The 12,103-nt window shown below is 65.0% G+C and carries 10 protein-coding genes; 5 read left to right on the top strand and 5 right to left on the bottom strand.

Annotated elements, in window-relative coordinates:
- Positions 1 to 2 precede the first annotated feature (2 nt).
- The 3 genes from R3E49_RS13435 to R3E49_RS13445 are packed head-to-tail and all read left to right on the top strand — an operon-like array spanning position 3 to position 3,741.
- Complete coding sequence (locus R3E49_RS13435; RefSeq protein ID WP_371295512.1) at positions 3 to 947, top strand: sterol desaturase family protein; 945 nt, start codon at positions 3 to 5, stop codon at positions 945 to 947.
- Complete coding sequence (locus R3E49_RS13440; protein ID WP_371295513.1) at positions 944 to 2,095, top strand: glycosyltransferase family 4 protein; 1,152 nt, start codon at positions 944 to 946, stop codon at positions 2,093 to 2,095. The genes R3E49_RS13435 and R3E49_RS13440 overlap by 4 nt, the downstream gene beginning before the upstream one ends.
- The gene (locus R3E49_RS13445) at positions 2,092 to 3,741 is read left to right on the top strand and encodes a heparinase II/III family protein (protein ID WP_371295514.1); all 1,650 of its coding nucleotides are present in this window, start codon (positions 2,092 to 2,094) and stop codon (positions 3,739 to 3,741) included. The genes R3E49_RS13440 and R3E49_RS13445 overlap by 4 nt, the downstream gene beginning before the upstream one ends.
- Here R3E49_RS13445 and R3E49_RS13450 read toward each other — a convergent pair.
- The 5 genes from R3E49_RS13450 to R3E49_RS13470 are packed head-to-tail and all read right to left on the bottom strand — an operon-like array spanning position 3,738 to position 9,163.
- Complete coding sequence (locus tag R3E49_RS13450) at positions 3,738 to 5,237, bottom strand: alkaline phosphatase family protein (RefSeq protein WP_371295515.1); 1,500 nt, start codon at positions 5,235 to 5,237, stop codon at positions 3,738 to 3,740. The genes R3E49_RS13445 and R3E49_RS13450 overlap by 4 nt on opposite strands.
- Positions 5,234 to 6,382 (bottom strand): glycosyltransferase, encoded by a 1,149-nt coding sequence (locus R3E49_RS13455; protein WP_371295516.1) that lies wholly within the window; start codon positions 6,380 to 6,382, stop codon positions 5,234 to 5,236. Before R3E49_RS13455 ends, R3E49_RS13450 begins: the two co-directional genes overlap by 4 nt.
- A complete protein-coding gene (locus R3E49_RS13460; RefSeq protein ID WP_371295517.1) occupies positions 6,369 to 7,343 on the bottom strand; it encodes a glycosyltransferase family 2 protein in 975 nt (324 codons plus the stop codon). Before R3E49_RS13460 ends, R3E49_RS13455 begins: the two co-directional genes overlap by 14 nt.
- Positions 7,344 to 7,401: 58 nt before the next feature.
- Positions 7,402 to 8,826, bottom strand: a complete 1,425-nt coding sequence (locus R3E49_RS13465) for a lipopolysaccharide biosynthesis protein (protein WP_371295518.1) — start codon at positions 8,824 to 8,826, stop codon at positions 7,402 to 7,404.
- A gap of 22 nt (positions 8,827 to 8,848) precedes the next feature.
- Entirely contained in the window at positions 8,849 to 9,163 is a 315-nt protein-coding gene (locus R3E49_RS13470) for a YhbY family RNA-binding protein (protein ID WP_371295519.1), read from the bottom strand.
- Positions 9,164 to 9,300: 137 nt separating this feature from the next.
- Here R3E49_RS13470 and rlmE point away from each other — a divergent pair, with 137 nt between their 5' ends.
- A complete protein-coding gene (gene rlmE, locus R3E49_RS13475; protein WP_371295520.1) occupies positions 9,301 to 9,933 on the top strand; it encodes a 23S rRNA (uridine(2552)-2'-O)-methyltransferase RlmE in 633 nt (210 codons plus the stop codon).
- A gap of 166 nt (positions 9,934 to 10,099) precedes the next feature.
- Positions 10,100 to 12,025, top strand: a complete 1,926-nt coding sequence (gene ftsH, locus R3E49_RS13480) for an ATP-dependent zinc metalloprotease FtsH (protein ID WP_371295625.1) — start codon at positions 10,100 to 10,102, stop codon at positions 12,023 to 12,025.
- Positions 12,026 to 12,103: the final 78 nt, after the last annotated feature.

Here is a 12,103-nt window from a genome sequence, read left to right on the forward strand (position 1 = left end):
CCGTGGTCGCGGCAGAACGGGGATGGCACCTCGCCTGGCTGCTGCTGGGCGGCCTATGCCTGATTCCGGCGACGCTGCCCCTGTCGTCGTTGCCCTTGTTGAATGATGTGTTGCCTGCGCTCGCGCACCATGTCCTGCCGGAGAAGGCGCGTTATTCGCCCCTGGGTTACTGGCTGCTGTTGACGCTGGTCTGGCAGGCGCAGCGCCGGTGGCCAGTGGTTTCTGGACCGTTCCTCTCGCTGGCATTGCGCCAGGACATGCTCTGGTATGTCACGACGATGGGGCTGCGCCTGCTGTTCCTCGGTGCCTGGGCGCATGCGGTGGTGGCGTTGTACACGCATTACCTGGGCTTCCTGACGCTACCCGGTGTGGCCCACTGGCACCCCGCGGCCCAGTTCGTCCTCGGGGTGCTGTTGGCGGACTTCACCCGCTGGCTCAGCCACCTGATTCGCCACAAGGTCCCGCTGTTCTGGGCGTTTCATTCGGTGCACCATTCCCAGCGCGATCTCAACCTGTTCACTGACGCCCGGGTGCACCCTGTGGACCGCATGGTGTCCTCGCTGATCACCAGCTTTGCGCTGCTGATTACCGGCAATGGTGTACCGGCGGTGATTCTCTGGATGCTGATTGAGACCCTGTACCCGAAGTTCTACCACGCCAACGTCCGGTTGGATCTGGGGCCGCTGCGTTACCTGCTGGTCACTCCGCAGTCTCACCGCGTACACCATGGCGTGGAGCACCGCTACCACGACTGCAATTTCGGTTTCCTGTTTTCAGTGTGGGACCGGCTTTTCGGCACCCAGCACCCCGAACATCGCATCTGGCCGGCTACCGGCATTCCCGACGCGGATTTTCCCGTGGAGCGCGAGGACGGCGTGATCGGCCTGCTGAAGACCCTCGGCCGCCAGCTCGTGTATCCATTTCTGTCGCTGCACCGTCGGGCATGAAGATCGGCTTCCTGATCCAGCACTTTCCACCCCATCTCGGAGGGGCGGAATGCCAGGCACGCGATCTCGCCGAGGCGCTGGTGCGCGCCGGACACGGGGTCGAGGTTGCGACCACGCGCGGTGACCGGACACAGCTCGCACGGGAGATGCGTGGCGGCGTTGCGATACGCCGCTGTATCAGCCCCGCGCCCCGCTGGCTGAAGCTGCCCTGGAACCTGGTGGCCGGTTTCCTGTTGGGCTGGCGCCTCGCCGGGAACTGTGAGCTTCTGCACGGACACTGCCTGTCGCCCTTCGTGCTCGGTGGCCTGCTCGCCGCACACTGTCGTGGACGCCCCGTGGTGCTTAAGATCTGCTCCGTTGGGCCGATGGGAGACGTTGCGCGTCTGCGACACCCCGGGCTGTTTGGTGTGCCTTGGCGTATCGCGTCTTCAGCGGACGGGTTTCTGGTGCCCACCCGCGCGGTGGGGGATGAGTTGCAGGCAGCCGGGATCTCCCCCGCCATTATCCACCGGGTGCCGTCCCTGTTCCCGCAGGCGGTTTCGCCGCCCACCGAAATCCGGGCTGAAGACCGTCAGGGTGTTCGCGAGGTGCTTTTCGTCGGCCGCCTGCATCCGCAGAAGGGTCTGCACACCCTGATGAGGGCCTGGTCGGCGTTGGGTGGGGCCGCGGGCTGGCGCTGGGTTATTGTCGGGGATGGGCCGATGCGCCAGGAAATAGGGGACTGGATCGTGCGCGAGGGCCTGCAGTCCTCGGTCGTGCTGGCCGGCTACCAGCCAGATCCCGCCCCCTGGTTCCAGCGGGCCGATGTCTTCGTTTTCCCCTCCTATTCGGAGTCTTTTGGCAATGTGCTGGTAGAGGCGCTTGCACACGGCTGTCACGTGCTGACAACAGAGGTTGGTGTCGTGCAGGATTGGCCGGATCACGCTCCCGTGGTGCGGCTGCCTGTGGAACAGCCAGCGGCCTGGGAGCGCGCGCTGCGAGACTGGGCCGAGATGTCGAGCGGGGAGCGGGAGCGCCGTTGTCGGCTGGCCAGGTCTTTCGCGGCGGAGCAGCACCACCCCGATGCCGTGCTGTCCTGCCTGCAGAACCTGTACGCCAGCATGCTGTCGTTTGGGGACGGGCGGCATGGGGCAGGGGGCAGCTGTTGAACGCCGGTCTGCGCCTGCAACGCCTCTGGTGGCAACTGCGCTACCTGCGCCCACGGCAGGTGGCGCAGAGGCTGCACTTGCGGCTGCGCCGTCCCGGTCGTCTGGCGCAGGTGGCCACCCCGGCGTGGCAAGCGCCCCGGCAGCCCTGGGTGACGCCGGCGCCGCTCACCGCCAGCTGGGATGAAGAGGGGTTCTTCCGGCTGCTGGGTGGCGAATTGCGCTGGTCCCCTGCATCCCTCTGGGGCGACCGGTCGCCGGGCAAAAAGCGCCTCATGGAACTGAACACCTGCAACTGGTTATGGAGCGCGGGTCCGTCCTCGGGGAGGCGGCTGCTGGCGGACTGGGTGGCGACCCAGTCCCGGCCGGACGGGCCAGGGTGGCACCCGTACATCACGTCCCAGCGCATCGTGAACTGGGTCAAATGGGGGCTGGCGGGACATGAACTCGACAGCGCGCTGCGCGCGAGCCTGGCGCAGCAGTTGCGTTACCTGGAGCCGCGGCTGGCCTTTGACGAATGTGATCACAAGCTCATCAACAATGCCAAGGCACTGCTGTTCGCGGGGCACAGCCTGGCTGACCCGCAGGCCTCGCAGTGGCGGGCCCGTGGTCTGCGTTTGCTCGCGCAGTATCTGCCCGAGCTGCTGCTCGACGATGGTGGCTACTCGGGGCGCAGCCCGATGTACCACAACGCTTTGCTGCTTGACCTGTTGGACATGATTAACCTCTTGCGCGCCTATGGTCAGCCTCTGCCTGACGGGTTGGAAACGCGTTGCAACGCCGCGCTGCGCTGGTCGCGTGCCCTCTGCCATGCGGACCATGAGCCAGCTCTGTTCAACGATGCGGCACTCGACGTGGTTCCCGGCGCGGATGCCCTCACGGCCTATGGCCGGCGACTCGGCCTGCAGGGTGCTGTGGATGACCAGGAGACCGCCAGCTGTTGGCTGCCGGCGTCCGGTGTGGGCCGTCTGCGGGCGGGCCCCGCGCTTCTGCTTGCCGACCTCGGTCCTCTCGGGCCGGACCATGCGGCCAGTCACGGGCACGCGGGCACACTGGGTTTCGAGTTGTCGCTGGCGGATCAGCGGGTATTGGTCGATACGGGACTGTCGACCTACGAGGACCTTCGCTATCGCGCCTACGAGCGCAGTACCGCCGCCCACAATACGGTGGTGGTGGACGGGAAAAACTCTTCCGATGTCTGGGGGCTGTTCAAGCTGGGACGGCGCGCACGGATCGTCGCTGCGGGCTATGCGCCGGGTGACATGGGTGGTGTCCTGCATGCCTCGCACGATGGTTACTCGCGTGCCCGGTCGAGGCTGATTCATCACCGTGAGTGGTCACTCTGTGCCGATCGCCTGACGATCGATGATGTGCTGGAGGGCGCGGGTGAGCACCGTGTGGATGTCTACTTTCACCTGCACCCCGACCTTACGGTTGAGCTGCGCGGATCCCATCTGGCCAGTATCGGTCTGCCGGATGGCCGGTGTCTTGAGCTGGCGGTGGATCCGCAGCTCACACTGGGCGTGGAGGATGGCTACCGCGCTACCCGCTTCGGCGAGCGCCAGCCGAGCAAGGTGCTGCGCGCACAGGCAGAGCTCACATTCCCTGTGCGTCTGCGGCATGTGCTCACGGGATGGCGCTGCAACTAACGACGCAGGGACCGACCCTCACCCACTGCAGCAGGTCCGCCGCAGAGCTCGCTCAGGGTGGCCGCGATATCCAGGACGCTGCTGTCGGCGGGCAGCTGACCTGGCATCGTGCGCGGAGGAGCCAGGGGCTCGCGCAGGACAAGCATGGCGTGTTGATTGTGGGCGCCACTCCACTGCGGCGGGTGCGAGACCTCCAGCCGGGTCAGCCCCGACCCGGTTACGAAGCGCACGGGTGCGCGCTCGTTCCACTCCACCAACAGGTCCGGCATGGCACCCCTTTCGCCGCCCGGGTAGTGTTCGCAGGTTTTCAGAACACGGGTGACCAGAGGCTCGTCTGTCTCGGCGTTGCGCAGTCCGGCGAGCTGTCTGGCCAGGTGGTCCAGGTACGCCGGGTACGCCTGTGCGCTGACCTGGCCGTTCGCTTCCCGGCCTTCAAGGTTGATGCGCAGCCCCCCGATATTGTCGTTGGAACGCACCGGAAAGCAGCGCCGGTTGCTGAAATCTGCGCCCTGCAGTTTCTGGTCAGCCCAGTGTCCGGCGCTGAGCAGCTGCTTTCTCCAACCGGCGGGCAGTGTTCTCCACAGTTGGGTCAGGGTTCGACGCAGTGTGCCGGCTCCCCGCGAAGGCGCGGGCTCCAGGGCGTCCAGCAGTTCACCCATCAGCGCCGGGTGCACGTGGCTGGGCCCCATCCCGGGCCCGGCGAAGACCAGCAGCGCGCTATCGCCAGGCAGCTGCGCGATGATATCCCCCGCGGCACGGTCCAGTGCAGCATAGACCGAGAGCAGCGGGTCGCCCCGGGTACCGGCGGCATGGCCCGGATAGTCGGGATCATGGCAATGCCAGAGCTGATGCCCCGCGCAGTGTCCGGCGCCAAGGCCCGCGACCAGCAGATCCCAGTCGCAGCACCGCATCCGGTTCAGTACCAGGTCGCGGCTCCCGGCGATGCTGTCCAGCAGCTTGCTGGCCACCACCCCACCGTCATGCGCGGTGCTGTGGGTAAAGCGTTGCGTGATACAGGGGCAGGCGTCGGGCTGTAACCCTGCTGCGGCGAGCTCATCCTGCAGGCTCTCGGGATACAGCGCCTTTTCCTCCCGGTAGTTGAAATGGCTGCGCCATCCAGAGACATAGCAGGCTTCCGATCCGCAGGGGGGCGGCGCCTTGGGCGCATCGAGCACGACCACCCTGCGCCCCTGTGCGGCCAGCGCTGCCCAGAAAGGCGGGGCGTTGCTGTCGGTCTGGTGGCTTTTCAGGGTGCTGTAATCATCATCGCCAAGCTGCTGGTGGTAGAAGCGCCCGTGTGCCTGTGGGGGCAGGCCGGTATACAGCGATGGCAGCAGGGCGTTTGCACCGATACCGGGTAGCAGGTTGATATCGCCCTGCACACCGCTTTCGCACAGGGCTGCCAGATGTGGCAGCTGTCCGCTTTGCATCCCGCTGCGCAACAGGTCCGGCTCTACGGCTTCCAGGATCAGCAGGCAGGCCCTGGCGGCGCTCATGGTGTACTCCGCTCGTTGGCGAGGATTGTCCGGGCAAGCTGGTGCCAGTCCTCTGTTCCGGCAGCGTCGCGCGCTGCCTGTTCCATGGGCTGGCGAGGGGTGCCGTCAAAGAACTTCGCGATGGCAGCCGCCAGCGCCGCCGGGTCTTCTGCGGGTACGACATAGCCCGTGACCCCGTCGACGACGGCGTCGGGCAGAGCGCCGCTGAGGGTGACGACCACCGGGCGGCCGTGGCTGTGGGCCATCCTGACCACACCCGAGCCGGTGGCAGAGCGATACGGCAGGACCACAAGGTCAGCGCTGGCAAAGTAGATGGCGATGTCCTCTTCGGCAATGTAGCGGTTTTCCAGACGGACCTGTTCGCACAGGTCCAACTCGGTAATCAGTGTATCCCAGACCCCTGCATCGCCCCAGATCTCTCCGGCGACCACCAGCTGGCAGGGCAATTTGGGCCGGAGCAAGGCGAGTGCGTGGAGCAGGGTGTCCAGCCCCTTGTAGTGTCGAACAAAGCCGAAAAACAGCAGTGTGGGGGCGTCGGCGAGGCCGAGTTGCGCCCTGGCGTCGGCGCGGTCTGGCGGCTCGCGGTCTCCCAGCGGGTAGGCAGGGTGGGGCTGGTAGTGTACCGCCCTGACGCCCAGCAGTGCCTGCAGCGTGTGCATCTCGCTGCGTGCGTGGACGATCCAGGCATCGCCGCGGCGCAACACAGTCCGGGCCAGCAGCCGGGCGAAGCGCTGCTCTTCGTGCCCCACCGTGTTGTGCACGAGAAAGACGATACGCGCAGCGGGGCAGCGCCTGCGCAGGAGCACCAGTAACGACCAGACCATGGGTGTCCAGAAGACATGCCACCAGGGAATGACGATGCAGCGGGGCCTGGCTCTGGCGATAACCTTGGCGCCTGTCCACCAGGACAGCGGGGACAGCGGTGCCAGAAGGCGCTGCGCATCCTGCTCGTACAGTGTCAGGTTATCGGGCGCGCGATCGTCACCGCCCGGATACAGCCAGCGCGGGTACTGGTGCCGCAGGCTGATAAACAGCGTCGGGCCGAGATCCCGCAGGGCGCGGTACAGGTAGGTGGTGTGGCTCGCAATGCCTCCTTTGAATGGCCATCCGGGGCCAATCAGGACAACGCTGTCAGTGCTGCTCATGGGCGATCTGCGCTTGCCGGTCGCCGAGCTCGAGGCGGCGCACTTTCTCCAGGGTAAGCTCCTGGATCTGGCGGTTCTGGGAAATCAGGTCAGATAGCAGCCCCGCGACAAACAGCACGAAACCCATGGTCAGCAAGACGCCGCCCAGCAGCAGTGACTGGATATGGCCAGCCCCGTCGCCGCCTGCATAGCGAATCAGGAAGCGCAGCACGGGCAGCGAGCCTAGCGTCGAAAGCGTGATCCCGGCTGAAAAAAACAGGCGCATGGGCCGGTACATGGCATACATGCGCAGCATGGTGATGAGCTGGCGGCTGACGAAATGTGGTGTGCTGCGAAACAGTCTCGAGGGCCGGCGGGCCGGATTCACCGCAATGGGCACGCTGACGACACGCAGTTGCTTGTGTGCGGCCTGAATGATCATTTCCACGGTATAGCTGAACGTGGAGAGTATGTTCATGCGCAGGGCGGCCTCTCGCGACAGGGCCCGGAAACCCGATACGGCATCGGGTATCTCGATCCCCGACAGGGCGACCACCGCGCGGCTTCCGAGCCGTTGCAGACCGCGCTTCAGGCGGCTGAACTCAGGGTTCTGGCCGGGTCTGCGGTCGCCGATAACAATATCGGCCTCACCGGATAGCAGTGGCGCAACCAGGCGGGCGATATCGGCGCCGCGGTACTGGCCGTCGGCATCGAGGTTGACGATGATGTCAGCACCAAGTTGCAGCGCATAATCCAACCCTGTGCGAAAGGCCCGGCCCAGGCCCTGGTTGTGGGTGTGGCGCGCAATGTGCCTGACCCCGTGCCGGCGCGCGACGGCGGACGTGTCATCGGTGCTGCCGTCATCAATGACCAGAACGTCGATCGAGGTGACGCCGTCAATGCGGTTTGGCAGGTCTCCCAGGGTCTGGGGCAGGGTCATGCCCTCGTTGAAACAGGGAATCTGTATGACAAGCCGGGTCATGCGCGGTCTCCTGTGCAGCGATAGGGGTCTACCTGGACTGCACGCCATCGTTTGGGTATCAGGCCGGTGTCCGGCGCCAGTGCAGCAGTGCCGCCAGCACCAGCAGCCCCAGTCCGACCAGGGTCAGGCTGGCAGCGGACGCGGTGGAGGCGCCAACGTGATGGACTGCGATAATCACGGCCAGCAGCGCGGGCGCCCCAACGAGGGTGCTCCAGGGCAGTCGTATGCCCACTGTCCCCAGTTGTTTCAGCATGGCCAGCACGCAGGCCCCATAGGCCAGCCCGAGACCGCTGAACAGCGCGGGCAGCGACACGGCGCCCCGGGCGACCAGTATCATCACCGTGAGTGCGAGCGTTGCGCTGCCCAGCATCAGTGCGATGAGGTATTGCCGGTACAGCCCGCGACCGATCAGCAGCAGGCGCAGGGTCTGAATCAACCCCAGCAGTATAAGTATCCAGCTGAACTGCGCCAGCAAGTCGCCGGCTGGCTGAAATGATGCGCCGAGCAGGCCGCTTACCAGCCCGGGCAGCACCTGTGTGCCCAGCAGGTAACAGGCACCGCCGAGGTAGAAGGCGAGCTGCCACACGTTAACCGCGAAGCGCTGTTGGCGCCGGGTGATATCCTCACCGGGTCGGGTGAGGAAGGGCAGTGTGGCGTTGGTCACCATGCGCAGTGCCTGGCCCAGCATCAGCATCACCTGGATCACCAGCGCGGCTTCACCGAGCGAGCGCCCGTCGCCGAGAAAGTGCCGCACCGCAATGAGCAGCCCAGGACCCATCCACGCGAGCAGGGCGGAGGCGACTGCGAGCAGCGCGCCGCCGGCCAGGAACTCACGCACAAAGGCGGGCTGCCAGGCGAGGCGCAGGGCGCCGAGCTGTCTGCGGTAGGCCCAGGCGCTGGCGGCCAGGCCCAGCCACCAGCACAGGGTCTGTGCCACCGCAATGGTCAGCAGGCTGTGGCCGCCCCAGGCCAGCCCCAGGGCCAGCAGCACCTCCAGAAGGGATATGGGCATGCTGCTGTAGAGCGTCAGTTCGCTGCGTTCGTGACTGGTGAACAGCGCGTGGAGCCAGGCGATCAGGCTGCGCAGCAGCACGCCCTGGGCGTAGATGATGATCAGCCAGCGCAGGTCCGGATCGGATTCCAGCAAGGCTGCGCAGAGCATCACCAGCAGCGTGCCTGCGGTGCCCAGCAGGAGGCGCAGGGTCAGTCCTGTGCCGGCCAGCGCCTCGCGCCGCTGCTCGCCAACGGCCTGCCAGCGGGAGAGCAACCACTCGTGCATGCCCCAGCCCGCCACGGCGAGCGCCATCAGGTACCAGATTTGTGCGTAGTGGTAGTGACCGTAGACCTCAACCCCGACGAGGCGTGCAAACACGATGATGTAGAGCGCGCGCAACAGCAGGTACCAGGCCTGGGTCAGGCCCTGGAATGAGGTGTTTTGCAGGGCCTGGCGTGCGTGCCGGGAAAGTGGCGGTAGGCGGGGCACGGCCTGGCGGCTTTCGTCGTGCTCAGTCGAGCACGCGCATCAGGTTGGAGAGCCGCGGATCAGGCTGCTTCGCCCGTTTCAGCAGCAGGACCACATTGCCGATGCTCTGGACCAGCGTGGCGCCCGTCTGTGTGCACAGTGCCTCCGTGACGGCACGGCGCGTGTCGCGGTCGCCAACGGCGATTTTCACCTTGATCAGTTCGTGGTCACCCAGCGCCCGCAGTACTTCCTGCAGGACAGTGTCGCTGAGGCCGTTCCCGGCCACCGTCACTACCGGTTTCAGCTTGTGGCCGATGGCGCGCAACTGTTTGTGATCCAGGCTTGCTTTCTTGCTCATGGGGTTTCCGCGCTACAATGCCGGTTGCAGAGGGCGCTCAGTCTACACAAGCACTGGCCTTGCGCCTAGGTTGATCAAAAGAGCCAAGTGGAAAGAGTTCAGTGGAACAGGTCCGCGCTGGCGCGGCAGGAAGCAGCATGGCCAAGAAAAAATCTTCAAGCAAAGCGTGGCTCAAGGAGCATCGCGACGACCCCTACGTGCAGCAGGCGCAGCGCGAAGGCTATCGCTCCCGCGCCTGCTACAAGCTGCTGGAGATCCAGGAACGGGACCGCCTGATCAAGCCCGGCATGACGGTGCTCGACCTCGGCAGCGCGCCCGGGGGCTGGTCACAGGTGGCGGCGCAGCTGGTGGGGCACAAGGGGCGGGTTCTGGCCTCAGACATCCTGCCGATGGACAGCCTGGCTGGCGTTGACTTCATTGAAGGCGACTTCACGCTGGACAGTGTGTTTGAACAGATTCTGGGCGCCCTTGGCGACGCACCGGCGGATGTGGTGATCTCCGATATGGCGCCGAACATGAGCGGAGTGAACGCGGTCGACCAGCCGCGGTCTATGTATCTGGTGGAGCTCGCGCTGGATATGGCGCAGCAGGTGCTCGCTCCGGGTGGATCCTTTGTGGCCAAGGTGTTCCAGGGCGAGGGTTTCGATGAGCTCTACCGCGATATTCGCGGGGCTTTCGGCAAGGTGGTGACCCGCAAGCCGAAGGCGTCGCGCCCCCGGTCCCGGGAGGTGTATCTTGTGGCTACCCAGTTTCGCGGCGGCGAGGGTTGAAACATGGAGCCCCGGCCCCATGTCATGTACATTGGGGCTATTGTCTGCGTTGGTATTGAGCCCTTTTCAGGGCGCTGGCGTATAACCGGCTATAATCAGGGAGAAACTGGCTGTCTCGTCCACCCACAGCGGGTGGTTCACTCATGAGGAAACAGCGTTGAACGATATGGCGAAAAACTTACTTTTATGGCTGGTGATTGCCGCAGTACTGCTGTCGGTGTTCAACAACTTCAATATGCAGAGCCCGACGCAGCAGGTGGGTTACTCCGAGTTTATCCAGGAGATCCAGAGCGAGCGCATCAAGAAAGTGGTTGTCGATGGGCTCACGATCAATGGCGAGCGCTTCGACGGCAGCCGCTTTGAAACCATCCGCCCGATGGTGGAAGATCCCAAGCTGATCGATGATCTGCTCCAGCATAACGTCGAGGTGATCGGCCGCAAACCCGAGCAGCAGAGCGTATGGACGCAGCTGCTGGTGGCCAGCTTCCCCATTCTCATCATTATCGCCGTGTTCATGTTTTTCATGCGCCAGATGCAGGGCGGTGCCGGCGGGCGCGGCGGGCCGATGAGCTTTGGCAAGAGCAAAGCCCGGCTGTTGGGCGAAGACCAGATCACCACAACCTTCGCCGATGTGGCCGGTGTGGACGAAGCCAAGGAAGACGTCAAGGAGCTGGTTGAGTTCCTGCGTGACCCCAGCCGCTTCCAGAAACTGGGCGGCCGCATTCCCCGGGGCGTGCTCATGGTGGGGCAGCCCGGTACCGGCAAGACGTTGCTGGCCAAGGCGATTGCGGGGGAGGCCAAGGTTCCGTTCTTCTCCATCTCCGGCTCGGATTTCGTGGAGATGTTCGTGGGTGTGGGCGCGTCCCGTGTGCGGGACATGTTCGACCAGGCGAAGAAACAGGCGCCGTGCATTATTTTCATCGACGAGATTGATGCGGTCGGTCGCCATCGCGGCGCCGGACTGGGTGGCGGGCACGATGAGCGCGAGCAGACCCTGAACCAGCTGCTGGTCGAGATGGACGGGTTTGAGGTCAATGACGGCGTCATTGTGATCGCCGCCACCAACCGCCCGGACGTACTGGATCCGGCGTTGCTGCGCCCTGGCCGCTTTGACCGCCAGGTCGTGGTCGGGCTGCCCGACATCCGCGGTCGCGAGCAGATTCTGAAAGTACACATGCGCAAGGTGCCGCTGTCTGAGGACGTAGTTGCCTCGCGCATTGCCCGCGGCACACCCGGGTTCTCCGGCGCCGACCTGGCCAACCTGGTGAACGAAGCGGCCCTGTTCGCGGCGCGCGCCGGCGTACGCACGGTAGGCATGACCCAGTTTGAGCTGGCCAAGGACAAGATCATGATGGGCGCCGAGCGCAAGTCGATGGTCATGTCGGAGAAGGAGAAGCGCAACACGGCCTACCACGAGGCGGGTCACGCGATTGTGGGACGCCTGGTGCCAGAGCACGATCCGGTCTACAAAGTGAGCATTATTCCCCGCGGCAGGGCATTGGGGGTCACCATGTTCCTGCCCGAGGAAGACCGCTACAGCCACAGCCGGCGGCACATTATCGGCCAGATCTGCAGCTTGTTTGGCGGGCGTATCGCGGAAGAAATGACGCTGGGGAAGGACGGCGTGACCACCGGTGCATCCAACGACATCCAGCGCGCGACAACAATTGCGCGCAACATGGTGACCAAGTGGGGTCTGTCCGAGAAGCTGGGGCCATTGATGTACGATGAAGCAGAGGAGGAAGTATTCCTCGGGCGCTCAGCGGGCCACCAGTCAAAGTCACTGTCCGCCGAGACGGCGAAGCTCATCGACCAGGAGGTGCGCAGTATCATCGACGAGTGCTACGGCACGGCACAGCGTATCCTCGACGAGAATGTCGACAAGCTGCATGCCATGGCCGACGCCCTGATGCTGTACGAAACTATCGACGCGGACCAGATCGACGACATCATGTCGGGCCGGCCGCCGCGGGAACCCGCAGACTGGGGTGGCTCAGACGGCGGTGCTCACGCCGGGTCGCGTACGTCGAAGGCCGCTGAAGATACTGACGAGGCCGCCAGTCCCATTGGTGGCCCGGCCGGTGAACACTGACCTGCCTGTAGCGCGGTGAAGAACACACCAGCCCCGGTGCTCGATTGCGCCGGGCGCGCGCTTGATCTCTCGCAACCG

The sequence above is a fragment of the Haliea sp. genome (assembly GCF_041395985.1).
Taxonomy (GTDB): Bacteria; Pseudomonadota; Gammaproteobacteria; order Pseudomonadales; family Halieaceae; genus Haliea.